A 15,516-nucleotide genomic window follows, 5' to 3' on the forward strand; every position below is an offset into this window, starting at 1 on the left:
CGACGCACACGATCACGCCGCCTTCGACATCGATTTGTGCACGTCGGCGAGTATCTCGTAGGAGCGCAAGCGCGCCGCGTGATCGAAGATCTGCGCCGTCACCATCAATTCGTCGGCGCCGGTGCGGCGGACGAAAGCGTCGATGCCCTGGCGCACCGTCTCCGGCGAACCGACGACGGCGCAGGACAGTGCCTGGGCAAGCATGGTTTTCGCCATCGGGTCGAGATCGCGGTCGTAATTTTCGACCGGCGGCGGCAATTGCCCGGGCCGGCCGCTGCGCAGGTTGACGAAGGCCTGCTGCAGCGAGCTGAACAAGAGCTTCGCCTCGGCATCCGTCGGAGCGGCGGAGACGTTGAGGCCGAGCATGACATAGGGCTTGTCGAGCTGCGCCGACGGCTGGAAGCGCGTGCGATAGACCTCCAGCGCATGGTCGAGCTCGGCCGGCGCGAAATGCGAGGCGAAGGCGTAAGGCAGGCCGAGAAGCGCGGCGAGCTGCGCGCCATAGAGGCTGGAGCCGAGGATCCAGACCGGCACCGTCTGGCCCTCGCCAGGCACGGCGCGGATGCGCTGGCCGTCCTCGGCCGGCTGGAAATAGCCCATCAGTTCGACCACGTCCTGCGGGAAATTGTCGGCGGACTCCAGATTGCGCCGCAGCGCCCGCGCGGTCAGCATGTCGGTGCCCGGCGCGCGGCCGAGACCAAGGTCGATGCGGCCTGGAAAAAGCGCCGCCAGCGTGCCGAACTGCTCCGCGATCACCAGCGGCGCGTGGTTGGGCAGCATGATGCCGCCGGCGCCGACGCGGATCGTCTTGGTGCCGCCCGCGACATGGGCGATCACGACGGACGTCGCGGCGCTCGCGATGCCCGGCATGTTGTGGTGCTCGGCCAGCCAGTAGCGCTTGTAGCCCAGGCGCTCGGCATGGCGGGCGAGGTCGAGCGAATTGGCCAGCGACTGCGAAGCGGTGCTGCCTTGGGTGATCGGCGACAGGTCGAGAACCGAAAGGGCGGTCATTGGTCAGGTCTCCACGATGCATTTTTCCTTGAGCCTCGCCTCGAAGGTGGCGCGGTTGGGAATAACGATGGCGAGCTGGTTCTCCAGTACGTCGGCGAGCTCGGCGGTCGTCGCTATCTCGCGCTGCTCGCTGCGGCCGCCGGCATGATGCGTCGACAGCCGGTTGTTGCGCAGCGCATAGCGCCGGTCGGGCAAAGCGAGCGCCGCCACCAAGGTCGAGAGAAAGTGCGAACTCGGATGGGTCGACAGAAAATGGCTGGCGACCCGGTAGTCGACCTCGAAGGCCTGGCTCATGTCGAAGCGGTAGAGCGTGCGCCAGTTATCGGCGATATTGGCACCGCCGATATTGGCCTGCAGGAAAAAATGGTCGCCGCGCTCGACGACGCGGAAGGTCTCGTGCGGCGTTTGTTGCTCCAGTCCTGGCTCGAGCAGCAACGGCGCCGTCAGCGTCAAGCCGCCGAAGCCGACATCGGCAATGTAGGTGCGGCCGCCAAGCTCGACGCGCAACAGCATATGGCTGCGCGCGGTGATAGCGTCGTCCGGCTGGCCCCAGAGCACACGGGCGGCGAGCCCACCGACCGTGAAACCCAGCGCCTTCAGCGCATGCATGAAGATCAGATTGTGCTCGAAGCAATAGCCGCCGCGGCCCTGGCGAAAAATCTTGTCCTGCAGCGAGCCGACGTCCAGCCCGACCGAAACGCCCATCAAGGCGTCGATGTTCTCAAACGGGATCGTCCGGGGGTGGGCCGCGTGCAGCGCCTGCAGAGTGGCGAGCGAAGCGTCGGTCGGGCCGCCATAACCGACGCGGGCGAAATAGCCATCGAGATCGAAGTCGCTCATTAAGGGCAGGTCCGGCTTGACCGGTCCGATATAGGCACTGGTCACGGGTGTCGCAAACAATGGGCGAGGTTTGAGATTGGGCCAGCGTTTCAGGATTTGTGATTGTTTTCGGTGGGCTCTTCCTCGATCGCCATGGACTGCTGCGCGGCCAGGAAATTGCCGAACGGGCTCAGGCTTTCGAAATGATCGCAGAAAACCTTGATGACGACCAGCAGCGGCACCGCCATCAGCGCCCCGACGAAGCCCCATAGCCAGGACCAGAAGGCGATGGCGATGAAGATCGCCACCGCGTTGATCTCGAGGCGCCGCCCGACCACCATTGGCGTCACGAACTGGCCTTCGATGACGTCGCACAGCACCACGAAGGCCGGCGCCAGCAACGCATAGGCGATGGTGTCGAAGCTGATCAACGCAATGACGGCGACGATCAGGATGGTCATCAGCGCTCCGATATAGGGCAGGAAATTGAGCAATGCCGCCATCGCCCCCCAGACCAGCGGGTTGGGCATGCCTAGCCCCCAAAGGCCGAGCCCGATCACCGTGCCGAGGCTTACGTTGATGATGGAGACCGTTAGCAGATAGTGCGAAATCTCGCGCTCGACGTCATAGACGACGCGCAGCGCCCGCTTCTTCTGCGTCATGCTGGCGAAGGATTGGACGATCTTCTCGTAGAACAGCGTGCCGGAGGCGAGCAAAAACAGCGACAGCACGAAGACGATGGTGATCGCGGTGCCGGCTTCCACGATGTTGCTAGCCGCCGAGGACAGCATGCCGGACGGCGCCACCGCGACCCGCTGCACGCCCGGCTCCTGCGAGGTCTCGGTCAGCGCTTCCAGCTGATGCGCGAGATCCATCGCCCGTTCGAGCGGCCGCCTGAACGGCGCCAGCCGCTCGGTCAGCTGCTGGCCGATCGAATAGGAGTTGTTGATGAGGTCGATGACAGGGCCGCTGAGCAGATAGCCGGCGGCGGCGAAGATGACGATCGACAGCAGCACCAAAAGCGTCGCCGAAACCACTTCCGGCATCCCGTGTTTTTTCAGGAAGCGCACGATCGGCGTCAGCGTCAGCGCCAGCAGGAAAGCAAGCATCACCGGCATGAAGAAGGCGCGGGCGAAATAGAGCGCGGCGGCCGTCATCAGAATGAAGATCCCGATCACCAGCGACCGCATCACGCGCATATCCGCTCTGGCATCGCCACGTGAGTCAGGGCTTTCGGCAGCGCTTGCGCCCGAAGCGATCTGTTCGGCTTTCATCGGTTCCCTTGCAAGCCGCCAGCCGACAATGAACGCATGGCGGCGGGCCTGCGCTCGAAACGCGGGAGTTCCCGGCAAGGTTCCAAGAGCCGGCCTTCCCGGCATCCGAAGGCCGGTTTCGAGCGGCCGCTCGTCAGGCAGCCGGCGCTGGTGCCGTCTTGGCCGTCTCCTTGCGCACGAGCGGCGCCACCTTGGTGCCGTAGAGCTCGATCGCCTTCATGATCTTGGCGTGCGGCATCGTGCCGATCGCCATCTGCAGGAGGAAGCGGTCGTTGTTGAAGATCTTGTGCTGGGCGACAATCTTTTCCGCCACTTGCTCGGGGTTGCCGACGAAAAGAGCCCCGCTGGGCCCCCGCGCGTGATCGAAATGCGCGCGCGAGGTCGGGCCCCAGCCGCGCTCGCGGCCGATGCGGTTCATCACCTCGGCCTGTGGCCCGTAGAAATCGTCGGCCGCCTGCTCGGTCGTCTCCGCAATGAAGCCGTGCACGTTGATGCTGGTGGCGAGGCTGGTCGGGTCGGTGCCCGCCCGGCGCGCCGCCTCGCGATAGATATCGAACAGCGGCGCGAACCGCGCCGGTTCGCCGCCGATGATGGCTAAAGCCAGCGGCAGGCCGAGCACGCCGGCGCGGGCGGCGGATTGCGGCGTGCCGCCGATGGCGATCCAGATCGGCAGCTTTTCCTGGAACGGACGCGGATAGACGCCTCGGCCGTTGATCGGCGCGCGCAGCTTGCCCTGCCACGTCACTTTCACCTGGTCGCGGATGGCGAGCAAGAGGTCGAGCTTCTCGGCGAAGAGCTCGTCATAGTCTTCCAGATTATAGCCGAACAGCGGAAAGGATTCGATGAAGGAGCCGCGCCCGGCCATGATCTCGGCGCGGCCGTTGGACAGAAGGTCGAGCGTTGCGAATTGCTGGAAGACGCGCACCGGATCGTCGGAGGAAAGCACGGTGACCGCACTGGTGAGGCGGATATTCTTGGTGCGCTCGGCCGCCGCGGCAAGCGCCACGACCGGCGCGGAGGCGGCATAGTCGGGGCGGTGATGCTCGCCGAGCCCGAACACGTCGAGGCCGACCTGGTCGGCCAGCTCGATTTCCTCGATGAGGTTGCGCAGCCGCTCATGCGGACCGATGGCGCCGAGATCCGGCTCCGGGCTGACGTCGGCGAAAGTGTAGAGACCGAGTTCCATCTGATTGCGTCCTGAACCTGTTCGTGTGGGCTTTTGCCCGTTGGTGCTCTAGGTAGCCGTATGCCTTGCCGCCCGCCAGAGGCGCGATCGGTGAACAATGCATCGCGCATCGCGGGGCCGTATCCCTGCGGCAACAAGCCCGGTTTTTTCATGGCTGGCATACCGTTTTGACGCTTGAACTCGGCGCTTTCACGCGTATGTAAGCGTCGCGAATAGACTGCAGGGAAGTACACTTGGCTATCTACAGGGAAAAAGACATTTTCGAGCGGCGCAATGCCGCGAACGAGGCAAAGAAGGCGCTGCTCGCGCGCTTCAAGGCAAAGCCGGCGGCGGATGATCCCGCTGTGCTGGCGCGCCAGGCCGAACGTAAGGCGATCCTTGAGGCCCGCGCCATCCGCGAAGCGGAGAAGGCAAGGCTGAAGCAGGAGAAGCTGGCTCGCGAAGCGGCAGAGAAGGCCGAGCGCGAAGCCGCCGCCGAAGCTGCGCGTATCGCCGCCGAAGAGGCTGCTGCCGCCGAGGCTAAAATCCGCGAGGCCGAGGAAGCAGAGCGCATCGCGCTCGAGCTTGCCGACGAGGCCGCGCGTAAAGCCAAGCGTGACGCACGCTACGCCGCCCGCAAGGCCCGCGTCGGCAGGACGCCTCCGGGCTTCTCCGCCCGCTAAGTTCGGGTTCGTTGGAAAAAATTGTCAGGGTCGCCAAAAGCGGCCCTGAACGCATTTGTGCTGTCAGCTTTAATTTAGGCTACCAGCTTCAGCCCGACGATGCCGCAGACGATCAGGCCGATGCAGGCCAGCCGGACGACTGTCGCAGGTTCGCCGAGCAGCCAGATGCCGAGCAGTGCCGTGCCGACGGTGCCGATGCCGGTCCATACGGCATAGGCCGTACCTACAGGCAGCTCCTTCAGCGCCAGGCCGAGCAGGCCGAGGCTGACGATCATCGAGGCGACGGTGAGAGGGGTCGGCAGCGGCTTGGAGAAGCCGTCTGTATATTTGAGGCCGATCGCCCAGCCGATCTCGAACAGGCCGGCGAAAAAGAGAAAAATCCACGACATCAAAACACTCCGTCATTCCGGCATCGGTTGGGATGCTCGGGTGGCGGGTCGTCCCGGCCGGTTTTTCGGGGAAGCGAGGTCGTCCTCGCCCCTTGATATGGGAGTGCCCTGTCCCTCGATCAACAAAACACCGGCAGCACTGTCGTGCCGCCGGTTCAGATTCTGCAGAGAGCCGGATCGACCGAATTCGGCCGCTTACTTTTCCTTGATGCGCATCGCCTTGACCGGCGGCGCCTTCGGAGCCGGGGCCGCGGCGGGCTTCTTGGCGTCCTTCTTCGGCTTGCGGGCTTCCTTGCCTGCCTTCATCGCGCCTTTTGCCATGATTCGCTCCTCCGATTGTGGGCAGTCCGAGTGAAACAAGAGAAATGACGGACTGCAAGAGCCAGTGCGGCTTTGCTAAGCCGGCCGGCCGGCTGTCAACCGATTTTGCGGCCGCGACGCCAGTTCGAAACCTCGCACGGACTGGCGCATTGTCTGTAGAGCTTAGCCGGGCGGGCCGCTAAGCTCGCGCGCGGGGCAAGCCGGGGATCGCATGGCAGGACATAGCGGATCGAGACGGGTGATCTACGCCGCGCTCGCCGGCAATCTGGCGATCGCGGTCACCAAATTCGTGGCGGCAGCCTTCACCGGCTCGTCCGCCATGCTGTCGGAAGGTGTGCATTCGCTGGTCGACACCGGCAATGGCACGCTGCTCCTCTACGGCATGCACCGTGCCGCGCGGCCACCTGACCGCGCACATCCGCTCGGTCACGGGCGCGAGCTCTATTTCTGGAGTTTCATCGTCGCGCTTCTGGTGTTCGCGCTCGGCGCCGGCATTTCCTTCTATGAAGGCGTCATCCACATCATGGCGCCCGAACCTGTCGTCAACGCCAGGGTCAATTACATCGTGCTCGGCCTTTCGTTCCTGTTCGAGGGCAGCTCATGGCTGGTGGCGCTGAGGGAGTTCCGCCAGCAGAAGGGCAAGCAGGGCTGGTTCGAGGCCGTGCAGTCGAGCAAGGATCCGAGCATCTACACCGTGCTGTTCGAGGATAGCGCCGCGCTGCTTGGCCTTGTCGTCGCCTTCGCCGGCATCCTGTCGGCGCAACTCCTGGAAAGGCCGGAGCTCGACGGCGTCGGCTCTCTCGGCATTTCAGTCATTCTGGGGGCGACGGCGGTTTTCCTGGCGCGCGAAAGCAAGGGCCTGCTTCTGGGTGAACCGGCGTCGCCCGAGGTCCAGAAGAAGGTTCTGGCGATCGTCCAGCAGGACCCGGCGGTGCAGCGGGCGAACGGCATATTGAGCGTCCATGTCGGTCCGGAGGAGATCGTTGCTGGCTTGAGCATCGAATTCGAGGATCACCTCACCGCGCCCGAGATCGAAGCCTGCGTCGAGCGGCTGGAGGCACGGCTGAAAAAGGAGATGCCGCAAATCTCCAGGCTCTTCGTCAAGCCGCAGGCCACTGGCACATGGGAGCGGCGGCGCAAGGCCATGGCCGAGGCTTCGGACGAGAGTTAGGTTGAACGGGAGCGAAGTTTGTGAGGAGCACAGCCTATGAAGATCGACGGCGGATGCCATTGCGGCGCGATCACCTATGAGGCGGAGGTCGATCCGGAAAAGACCTCGATCTGCCACTGCACCGACTGCCAGCAACTGACCGGCACGGCCTTTCGCGTAACCGTTCCGGCGCCGGAAAGCGACTACAGGATCACCAGCGGGACACCCAAGGTCTACATCAAGACAGGGTCGAGCGGCGCCAAACGAGCGCAGGGTTTTTGTGGTGAGTGCGGATCGCATCTCTATGCGACGTCAGTCGGCGATGGGCCCAAAATTTATGGCATCAGGGTCGGCACAGCGCGCCAGCGTGAGGATCTCGTTCCGAGAAGACAGGTCTGGCACCGCTCGGCGTTGCATTGGCTACCGGAATTTGAAGGCATGACGACGATCGAGGAGCAGTAGGATCTGCCGAATCGGCCGATGGGCAAGGACCTACTCGTCGCCCTCGACGACCCGCAGCCTGAGCTGTCCCGTCTTTGAATCGGCCACCCGCGCGCCGGCTTCCGCCTTAACGGGACCGCCGCGCGGCGTCTCGGTTTCGCCCTCGGCGAACTCCAGCGCCTCGATCTTCTGGCCGCGCTTGGTGACCTTCGACGTCGAGACCAGAATGTCGTCGATGTCCTTCGCCGCCTGGCCGAAATGCGTCTGCAGCCGGCGCACCCGCTCGTCAACCCTGGCCACATCCTCCATCAGCCGGATGACCTCGCCCTGGATCAGATGCGCCTGCTCGCGCATGCGGGCATCCTTGAGGATCGCCTGGATCACCTGGATCGACAGCATCAGGAGCGAGGGCGAGACGATGACGACGCGAGCGCGATGAGCCTTCTGCACCACCGCCTCGAAATTCTCGTGGATCTCGGCGAACACCGATTCAGACGGCACGAACATGAAGGCGGTGTCCTGCGTCTCGCCCTGCAACAGGTATTTTTCCGCGATATCGCGGATATGCACCTCGATGTCGCGCCGGAACGCCTGCGCCGCCACCTTCTGCATGTCGGCGCCTTCGGCGGCGCGGATGGCGTTCCAGGCTTCCAGTGGGAATTTCGCGTCGATGGCCAGCATCGGCGCGCCGTTCGGCATCCGCACCAGGCAGTCGGGCCGGCTGCCGTTGGAGAGGCTGGCCTGGAATTCATAGGCGCCGTGCGGCAGGCCGTCGGCGATGATCGCTTCCATGCGCGACTGGCCGAAGGCGCCCCGCGTCTGCTTGTTGGAGAGGATCGCCTGCAACTGCACGACCTGGCCGGCCAAAGACTGGATGTTGCCTTGCGCGGTGTCGATCACCGCCAGCCGCTCCTGCAGCTTGGCCAGGCTTTCATGCGTCGACTTGGTCTGCTCGGCCATGGTCTGGCCGAGACGGCCGGTCATGGCGTCGAGCCGCTGCCCCAGCGACTGTGTAAGCTCCGCCTGCCTGGCGCCGAACACCTCGGCGATCGCGCCCATGCGCCCATGCATCTCGGCCTGCGCCTGCAGGACGTCGGCAATGCGCGCCTCGGTGTCACGGGCATGGTCCGCGGCCTCGGCCGCGGCAATCGCCCGCGCCTTGCCCGCCCGCCACAAGGCGACGGCCAGCGCCACAAACAGCGCCACCAGCAGCAATGCGCCGAAACTCAGCGCCTGGCCGAGCGTGATCGTGGTGGCGCCGAGCCGCGCAATGGGTTGCGAAAGGATGGAGGTCATGTCGTTCATGGAAGGCAGCATAACCGATTCGGCCGCGTGGCACAGATCAAAACGTGAACAGGGCAATTGCGCACCGGTTGACGCTTCTCAAGCGAGGTCTTAGGTGAGACGCCATGTCGATCAAGCCGCTCATCATCCTTCCCGATCCCATCCTGCGCCAGGTTTCCAAGCCGGTGGAGCGCGTCGACGCCGACCTGCGCAAGCTCGCCGACGATATGCTGGAGACCATGTATGACGCGCCGGGCATCGGCCTTGCGGCGATCCAGGTCGGCGAGCCGCGACGGCTTCTGGTCATCGATCTCGCCAAGGAAGGGGAGGAGCCTCAGCCGCATGTCTTCATCAATCCGGAAGTGCTCGAGAGTTCCGACCAGCGTTCGGTCTATGAGGAAGGCTGCCTCTCGATCCCCGACTATTATGCCGAGGTCGAGCGCCCGGCTTCGGTGCGGGTAAAATATCTCGACCGCGACGGCAAATTGCAGGAGTTGCAGGCGGAAGGCCTGATGGCCACCTGCCTGCAGCACGAGATCGACCATCTCAACGGCGTGCTGTTCATCGACCACATTTCGAAGCTGAAGCGCGACATGGTGGTGCGGAAATTCAAGAAGCTCGCCAAGGACAAGGCGCCGGGCAAGATGGTGGGCTAAGGGCCGTTTCGGCCGCGCGAGCACCTGAGCCTACCGCAAAACAGGATCGCAGGACCTCATGCCGCTTCGCGTCATCTTCATGGGCACGCCGGATTTTTCCGTGCCGACCTTGCGCGCCATCGCCGAGGCCGGCCACGAGATCGTGGCCGTTTACACGCAGCCGCCGCGCGCCGCCGGCCGGCGCGGGCTGGAGCTGACGCCCTCGCCGGTGCAGCGCGAGGCCGAGCGGCTGGGGCTCGAGGTGCGCACGCCGGCATCGTTGAAAAGTGAGGCCGAACAGCAGGCTTTCGCCGCCTTGCGGGCCGATGTCGCGGTCGTCGTCGCTTACGGCCTGCTGCTGCCGAAAGCGGTCCTGGAGGCGACAAGGCTCGGCTGCCTCAACGGCCATGCCTCGCTTTTGCCACGCTGGCGTGGTGCTGCTCCCATTCAACGCGCCATCATGGCCGGTGATGCCGAAACCGGCATGATAATCATGAAGATGGAAGAAGGTTTGGACACCGGGCCGGTGGCATTGGTTGAAAAAGTGGCCATCGCACCCGATATGACGGCCGGCGAATTGCATGACCGCCTGATGGCTGAAGGCGCTTCGCTGATGGTGCGGGCGCTCGCGCAGTTGGGGATAAATTGTCTGACATTTACCCCGCAGGCGACGGAAGGGGTGACCTACGCCCGAAAGATCGATAAATCGGAGACACGCGTAGACTGGACGCGGCCTTCTGGCGAAGTCCACAATCACATTCGCGGCCTCTCGCCCTTCCCGGGCGCGTGGTGCGAGGTCGAAATTGGCGGCCGCATGGAGCGGCTGAAACTGCTTCGCTCGACGCTCTCGGATGGCGTCGGCGAGTCGGGAGGAATTCTCGATGACCGGCTGACGGTCGCCTGCGGGTCGGGCGCGGTCAGACTGGTCGAAGTTCAACGGGCGGGCGGAAAGCCTGCCGCCGCGCAGGAGTTCTTGCGCGGAGCCAAGATCGAAAAAGGAACGAAACTGACATGAGCATGATGTCGATACGCGCGGCGACGCCGCGGGATCGCGAGGCCATCCGCCTCGTCGAAGAGCATGCCTTTGGCCAGCAGGCGGAAGCCGGCCTGGTCGACGCGCTGGTCACCGGCGGCGACGCCGTCGTCGAGCTGGTGGCTGAAGAAGACGGCCAGGTCGTCGGCCACATCCTGTTTTCCAGGCTTTACGTGCAGAATGGCGGCAAGCGTTTCGCGGCCGTCGCGCTGGCGCCGCTGGCGGTCGAACCCTCCTTCCATGGCACCGGCATCGGCGGCGCGCTGATCCGTGAGGCGCATGTCCGCCTCAAGGAAGCGGGCGAGACGCTGGGCGTTGTTCTGGGCGATCCGGTCTATTACGGCCGCTTCGGCTACACCCATGACCGAGCCGCAAAGTTCGAGAGCGAGTATCAGGGCGAGGCGCTGCAGGCTCTGGCCTGGGGCGACGCGCCCGAGACCGGCAGACTGGTCTACGCTTCCGCCTTCACCGCTTTAGCCGCCTAGGCCAGGGCGAAAGCACAAGCTGGCATGCCGCGTTTTCGGCTCGATATCGAATATGACGGCAGCCAGTTCGCCGGTTGGCAGCATCAGGCCGACCAGCCCTCGGTGCAGCAGGCGATCGAGCAGGCGATCGAGAAGTTTTGCGGTGAAGACGTAAGAATACGTGCCGCCGGCCGCACCGATGCCGGCGTGCACGCCACCGCGCAGGTCGCCCATGTCGACCTCGCCAGGGACTGGCCTGGCGACAAGGTGCGCGACGCCGTGAACGCCCATTTGCAAGCGGCCGGGGCGCGTGTCGCCATCCTCAAGGCGGGAGTCGTCGCCGACGGCTTCGACGCGCGCTTTTCCGCCACCGGCCGCCACTACCTCTACCGGATACTCAACCGCCGGGCGCCCTCGGCGCTGGAAAAGGGCAAGGTCTGGTGGGTGCCGAAGCGGCTCGACGCCGAGGCCATGCATGAGGCGGCGAAAGTGCTGCTCGGCAAACATGACTTCACCACCTTCCGCTCCACCCAGTGCCAGGCCGAAAACCCGGTCCGCACACTTGACCGCCTCGATGTCCACCGCAATGGCGATTTCATCGAGGTGCGGACCTCGGCGCGCTCCTTCCTCCACAACCAGGTGCGCTCGATGGTCGGCTCCTTGCGCCGTATCGGCGACGGCTCCTGGGGCGCAGTCGATCTCAAGGCGGCGCTCGAAGCGCGCGATCGCGCCGCCTGCGGCCAGGTTGCCCCGCCCGACGGGCTCTTCCTCGTCGGCGTAGATTATGCGGCGTCGACACAAGAGGCAACCGCCACGGGCGACGACACCACGACCTAGCCCTTCATGCCATCAGGGAAGTCGATGCCGAGCAGTGCCTGCAGGCCGAACAGGACGAGCAGCGAAGCAACGAACATGCCGACAAAGACGGCGGTGCCTACGGCGGCACCCTTGCCGATCGATGCATTGGTCATGCGCCAGGTCAGCACCATCGACAGCGCGAACAGGAACAACGACACAAGGCTGTTGACGTCGCTGGTGGGGGGCAGGAAGAGCCTGAGCAGCGCCGAGGGCAGCATGAGCCAGGCGATGATCGCCGAGGCCCAGTTGGACGCGACCACATAATGGACGAAACGGCCGCCGATGCCGGCGCGCGGCGCGACCAGCGCCAGCGCCACCAGCGGCAGCACCCAGGAGCCGAGATCGACCGTCGCCAGCCTGATCAGCATGCCGAGGCGCCCGGCGAAGGCATCGGGGTCGCCGATCTCATTGGCGATCCCGACCCAGCCGACGATCAGCGCCGGCGCCGCCACGACAATGGCAAAGAAGGAATTCCAGAAACCGTCCGCCGAAAGGTCGAGCAGCCGCAGCCCGTCGGCCTTGCCGAACATCAGCCGCCAGGCTCCGGCCAGCGAAGCATAGGTTTCGTCCGCCGATAGCATGGTCACGAAAGGCCCCGTCCGAACCAGTCTTCGATGAAGCGTTCGTAGATTTGCGTCAGCGTCTCGAGGTCGGCAAGCGCGACGCGCTCGTCCACCATATGCATGGTCTTGCCGACCAGCCCGAACTCGACCACCGGGCAATAATCCTTGATGAAGCGCGCGTCCGACGTGCCGCCGGAGGTGGAGAGCGCCGGCGTCTTGCCGACCACCGCCTTGACCGAGCTGCTCAGCGTGTCGATCAGCTTGTCGTCGCGGGTGAGGAAGACATGGCTCGGCCGGTCGCGCCAGACAAGATCGTAGTCGACCGGCGTCTTCTTGCCCGGCCGGTATTTTTTGCGCCGGGCGGCCTGGTCGAGCCGGTTGTGGATCTCGGCCTGGACCGTTTCGGCGGTCCACGTGTCGTTGAAGCGGATGTTGAAGGTGGCGGTCGCCTTGGCCGGTATCACGTTGGTCGCCGGGTTGCCGACGTCGATTGACGTCACTTCGAGATTGGTCGGCTGGAAATCCCTGGTTCCCTTGTCGAACACCGGATGCAGCAGCGCGTCGACGAGGCTCATCAGCCCGCGCACCGGGTTGTCGGCAAGCTGCGGATAGGCGGCATGGCCCTGGCGTCCATTCACGGTCACGCTGCCCGACAGCGAGCCGCGCCGGCCGATCTTGATCATGTCGCCGAGCGCATCCGGATTGGTCGGTTCGCCGACGATCGAGGCGTCCCACTTCTCGCCCTTGGCCACCGCCCAGTCGAGCAGCTTGGTGGTGCCGTTGATGGCCGGACCTTCCTCGTCGCCGGTGATGAGCAGGGAGACCGAACCTTTCGGCCCGCCATTTTTCGCGACATGGCGCGCTACGGCAGCGACGAAGCAGGCAATGCCGCCCTTCATGTCCACGGCGCCGCGGCCATACATCTGGCCATCGGCGATCTCGGCGGCGAAAGGCGGATGCGTCCATGCCGACTCGTCGCCCACCGGTACGACGTCGGTATGGCCGGCAAACATCAAATGCGGGCCGTTGCCCGAGCGCCGCGCATAGAGGTTTTCGATGTCCGGCGTGCCGTCTTCCGAGAAGACTGGACGTTCGACCGAGAAGCCGAGTGGCCTCAGCATACCCTCCAGTGCGGCGAGCGCGCCGCCTTCGGCGGGCGTTACGGAAGGGCAGCGGATCAGGGCGGCGAGGTTCTGGGCGGGGTCCGTAGGCAATGTCATGGGCAAAGCGATAGTCGAAAGTGTTTGTCGTGTCACGGTGGCAGATGATCGCCGGTGATGCCGCCGACAATATGGTTTTCACCAGGTATAGTTGCGGGCCAAGCGGGGACGAATGCATGGCCAGCGAAGCAAGCACCATCGCGATTGCCGGCGCCGGCAGCATCGGCTGCTATGTCGGCGGTTGCCTGGCGCTCGCCGGACGCAAGGTTGTCTTCCTCGGCCGCGGCCGCGTCGTCGAGGCCATGCGCCAAAGCGGGTTGCGCGTCAGCGATCTCGACGGCCGCGACCGCCGTGTCGAGGCGAAAGCGATTTCGGCCACCGACGATCCGGCGATCGCTTTGCGCGAGGCAGACGTCGTCCTGGTGACGGTGAAGGGCGGCGCAACCGAGGAGATGGCCGGACTGATTGCTGCCAACGGACGCCCGGATGCGGTTGTGGTCAGCCTTCAGAACGGCGTCGACAATGCCGACAGGTTGCGCGCCGGGCTTCCCGGCCGGCGGGTGCTGACCGGCATGGTGATGTTCAACGTCGTCCAATCGCCCGACGGCGAAGCACCGTTTCGCGTGCATCGCGCCAGCCAGGGCGAGGTGATGATCGACCAGGGCGTCGATGGCCTTGCCGACCTGCTCGATGTCGACGGGCTTCCTGTCGAAGCGCGCGCCGACATGAAGGCGGTGCAGTGGAGCAAACTGCTGATGAACCTCAACAATGCGCTGGTTGCGCTCTCCGACCTGCCGCTGGCGAGGCAACTGGCCGATCGCCGTTGGCGCGTCATCCAGGCCGCCCAGATCGACGAGGCGCTCGCCGCGATGAACGCGTCGGGCATAGTGCCGGCGCGCATCGCCAGCCTGCCGCCGGCGCTGCTGCCGAAAGTGCTGCGGCTCCCCGACTGGCTGTTCGGGCTTCTCGCGCGCCGCATGCTGGCGATCGACCCCGAAGCGCGCTCGTCGATGTGGGACGATCTCAAACGCGGCCGTCCGACCGAGATCGACGAATTGCAGGGCGCCGTCATTCGCCTGGCCAGGCAAACCGGCGTGCCGACGCCGGTCAACGAACGTGTCACGGCGCTGGTGCGTCAGGCCGAAGCGGAAAAGCGCGGTCCGCCTGGTCTCAGACCGGAAGCGGTCAGCGCTCGATCAGCGTGATCTTCTGCCAGATCTTGCGCGACAGGTTGGAGCTCAGGTTCTCGATGTCGTTGACCCCGTCGATGACCACATCGTCATTGACCGACTGCGCGAACAGCGCCGCGACCTTGCCGGTGATCGACAGCATCTCCGAGCAATAGTCGAGGTAGCGCGCAAGGTCGGCGGCGTTGGTGATGCGCTGCGGCGAATGCGCGGTCGGCTTGAAGTCGGCCGACAGCGCCGCCGGATCCTTGGTCAGTTGATGCATGTCGATGACATGAATCAGCGAGCGCAGCCCGTGCAGCTGGCGGAACACCTTCTTGCGTTTGATCCGCTCCTCGGTGCGCACCAGCGCCAGCAAACCGAGCACGGCGAGGATGACGGTGTTGATCGTCGCCTCGATGCCTTGCATCGACTGCACGGCGTCGTCGGCGCCGGAGATGCGGTCGAGCGGCAGGATGGTGCCGACAAACAGGAACACCGCCACGCCGGCGGCGAAGGCGGCGATGATGACGCCGCGCAGCCACCAGATCGGCGCCTCCAATGCCTTGGCGGCCTTGGCCAGGTCCCGCGACAGCGACACCAGCTCGCCCGCGACGCCGCGCAGGCCTGCTTCCGGAAAACGCTCGCCGATCCGCCCCTCCAGCCTTTCGGCCGTTTCGATGATCAGTTGCGGATCGAGCGCGCGGTAGCGCATCGCGGCCTCAGGAATCGCCTGGCGCGTTGGTGCGCCTGCCGTATCGGTTCGGCCCCGGGTCGCTACGGAAACACGCGAGGATGACGAGCAGAATAGGGCCGATAACCAGCGAGATCAGCGCAAAATAGGTCGGCTTGCCGAAATCATGGAAGCGTTTCGCCGTCACCGCGAACGTGGCCCAGGCCGAGATCAGCAGCACGCCCCAGCATATCATCGCCCAGTTCTGGCTGGCGGAGGAATTCAGCTCCACCCGCGCGAACTGGTAGAACGGAAAAAACTGGACAAGCACCAGCAGAACGCCAGCCAGCGCATAGGCGACCGGGCTCAGTCGCCCTGAAAGGCTGAAGAACAGCCAGAGGAATTGCGATCTTTCAGACAATCGGAT

19 protein-coding genes are annotated in these 15,516 nt (G+C 64.9%); 8 read left to right on the forward strand and 11 right to left on the reverse strand.

The window, feature by feature from the left end; all coding sequences use genetic code 11:
* Positions 1 to 12: 12 nt before the first annotated feature.
* The 4 genes from EN869_RS10290 to EN869_RS10305 form a co-directional block, all read right to left on the reverse strand.
* A complete protein-coding gene (locus tag EN869_RS10290) occupies positions 13 to 1,011 on the reverse strand; it encodes an LLM class flavin-dependent oxidoreductase (protein WP_127226858.1) in 999 nt (332 codons plus the stop codon).
* A gap of 3 nt (positions 1,012 to 1,014) precedes the next feature.
* On the reverse strand, positions 1,015 to 1,896 hold the full coding sequence (locus tag EN869_RS10295) for an arylamine N-acetyltransferase (protein ID WP_245489660.1): 882 nt from the start codon (positions 1,894 to 1,896) through the stop codon (positions 1,015 to 1,017).
* Between the two features lie 44 nt (positions 1,897 to 1,940).
* Positions 1,941 to 3,104 (reverse strand): AI-2E family transporter, encoded by a 1,164-nt coding sequence (locus EN869_RS10300; protein ID WP_127226857.1) that lies wholly within the window; start codon positions 3,102 to 3,104, stop codon positions 1,941 to 1,943.
* 133 nt (positions 3,105 to 3,237) lie between these two features.
* Positions 3,238 to 4,290 (reverse strand): LLM class flavin-dependent oxidoreductase, encoded by a 1,053-nt coding sequence (locus tag EN869_RS10305; protein WP_127226856.1) that lies wholly within the window; start codon positions 4,288 to 4,290, stop codon positions 3,238 to 3,240.
* Positions 4,291 to 4,523: 233 nt separating this feature from the next.
* Here EN869_RS10305 and EN869_RS10310 point away from each other — a divergent pair, with 233 nt between their 5' ends.
* Positions 4,524 to 4,952 (forward strand): DUF6481 family protein, encoded by a 429-nt coding sequence (locus tag EN869_RS10310; protein WP_042647354.1) that lies wholly within the window; start codon positions 4,524 to 4,526, stop codon positions 4,950 to 4,952.
* Positions 4,953 to 5,026: 74 nt separating this feature from the next.
* On the opposite strand, the gene sugE is transcribed toward EN869_RS10310, so the two are convergent.
* Positions 5,027 to 5,341: a quaternary ammonium compound efflux SMR transporter SugE gene (gene sugE / locus EN869_RS10315; protein ID WP_127226855.1), complete on the reverse strand. Its 315-nt coding sequence runs from the start codon at positions 5,339 to 5,341 to the stop codon at positions 5,027 to 5,029.
* 195 nt (positions 5,342 to 5,536) lie between these two features.
* Positions 5,537 to 5,662: a hypothetical protein gene (locus EN869_RS35475; protein WP_095819016.1), complete on the reverse strand. Its 126-nt coding sequence runs from the start codon at positions 5,660 to 5,662 to the stop codon at positions 5,537 to 5,539.
* 211 nt (positions 5,663 to 5,873) lie between these two features.
* Here EN869_RS35475 and EN869_RS10325 point away from each other — a divergent pair, with 211 nt between their 5' ends.
* Positions 5,874 to 6,833: a cation diffusion facilitator family transporter gene (locus tag EN869_RS10325; RefSeq protein WP_127226854.1), complete on the forward strand. Its 960-nt coding sequence runs from the start codon at positions 5,874 to 5,876 to the stop codon at positions 6,831 to 6,833.
* Positions 6,834 to 6,869: 36 nt separating this feature from the next.
* The gene (locus tag EN869_RS10330) at positions 6,870 to 7,274 is read left to right on the forward strand and encodes a GFA family protein (RefSeq protein WP_127226853.1); all 405 of its coding nucleotides are present in this window, start codon (positions 6,870 to 6,872) and stop codon (positions 7,272 to 7,274) included.
* 30 nt (positions 7,275 to 7,304) lie between these two features.
* On the opposite strand, the gene EN869_RS10335 is transcribed toward EN869_RS10330, so the two are convergent.
* Positions 7,305 to 8,558, reverse strand: a complete 1,254-nt coding sequence (locus EN869_RS10335; protein ID WP_127226852.1) for a DNA recombination protein RmuC — start codon at positions 8,556 to 8,558, stop codon at positions 7,305 to 7,307.
* Between the two features lie 104 nt (positions 8,559 to 8,662).
* Here EN869_RS10335 and def point away from each other — a divergent pair, with 104 nt between their 5' ends.
* The 4 genes from def to truA are packed head-to-tail and all read left to right on the forward strand — an operon-like array spanning position 8,663 to position 11,506.
* A complete protein-coding gene (gene def / locus EN869_RS10340; RefSeq protein WP_127226851.1) occupies positions 8,663 to 9,193 on the forward strand; it encodes a peptide deformylase in 531 nt (176 codons plus the stop codon).
* 58 nt (positions 9,194 to 9,251) lie between these two features.
* Positions 9,252 to 10,187, forward strand: a complete 936-nt coding sequence (gene fmt / locus EN869_RS10345; RefSeq protein ID WP_127226850.1) for a methionyl-tRNA formyltransferase — start codon at positions 9,252 to 9,254, stop codon at positions 10,185 to 10,187.
* The gene (locus EN869_RS10350; RefSeq protein ID WP_127226849.1) at positions 10,184 to 10,690 is read left to right on the forward strand and encodes an N-acetyltransferase; all 507 of its coding nucleotides are present in this window, start codon (positions 10,184 to 10,186) and stop codon (positions 10,688 to 10,690) included. Before fmt ends, EN869_RS10350 begins: the two co-directional genes overlap by 4 nt.
* 24 nt (positions 10,691 to 10,714) lie before the next feature.
* On the forward strand, positions 10,715 to 11,506 hold the full coding sequence (truA, locus tag EN869_RS10355; protein WP_127226848.1) for a tRNA pseudouridine(38-40) synthase TruA: 792 nt from the start codon (positions 10,715 to 10,717) through the stop codon (positions 11,504 to 11,506).
* Here the strand turns inward: truA and EN869_RS10360 are convergent.
* The gene (locus EN869_RS10360) at positions 11,503 to 12,108 is read right to left on the reverse strand and encodes a transporter (RefSeq protein ID WP_127226914.1); all 606 of its coding nucleotides are present in this window, start codon (positions 12,106 to 12,108) and stop codon (positions 11,503 to 11,505) included. The genes truA and EN869_RS10360 overlap by 4 nt on opposite strands.
* Before the next feature lie 2 nt (positions 12,109 to 12,110).
* Entirely contained in the window at positions 12,111 to 13,310 is a 1,200-nt protein-coding gene (gene dapE, locus EN869_RS10365) for a succinyl-diaminopimelate desuccinylase (protein ID WP_127226847.1), read from the reverse strand.
* 116 nt (positions 13,311 to 13,426) lie between these two features.
* Between dapE and EN869_RS10370 the strand changes: the two genes are divergently transcribed.
* Positions 13,427 to 14,455, forward strand: a complete 1,029-nt coding sequence (locus EN869_RS10370; protein ID WP_127226846.1) for a 2-dehydropantoate 2-reductase — start codon at positions 13,427 to 13,429, stop codon at positions 14,453 to 14,455.
* On the opposite strand, the gene EN869_RS10375 is transcribed toward EN869_RS10370, so the two are convergent.
* A complete protein-coding gene (locus EN869_RS10375; protein ID WP_127226845.1) occupies positions 14,436 to 15,131 on the reverse strand; it encodes a hypothetical protein in 696 nt (231 codons plus the stop codon). The genes EN869_RS10370 and EN869_RS10375 overlap by 20 nt on opposite strands.
* Positions 15,132 to 15,138: 7 nt before the next feature.
* The gene (locus tag EN869_RS10380; RefSeq protein ID WP_167498684.1) at positions 15,139 to 15,510 is read right to left on the reverse strand and encodes a DUF805 domain-containing protein; all 372 of its coding nucleotides are present in this window, start codon (positions 15,508 to 15,510) and stop codon (positions 15,139 to 15,141) included.
* Positions 15,511 to 15,516: the final 6 nt, after the last annotated feature.

Origin of the sequence: Mesorhizobium sp. M2D.F.Ca.ET.226.01.1.1 (genome assembly GCF_004022705.2) — a bacterium.
In the GTDB taxonomy this organism is placed as follows: Bacteria; Pseudomonadota; Alphaproteobacteria; order Rhizobiales; family Rhizobiaceae; genus Mesorhizobium.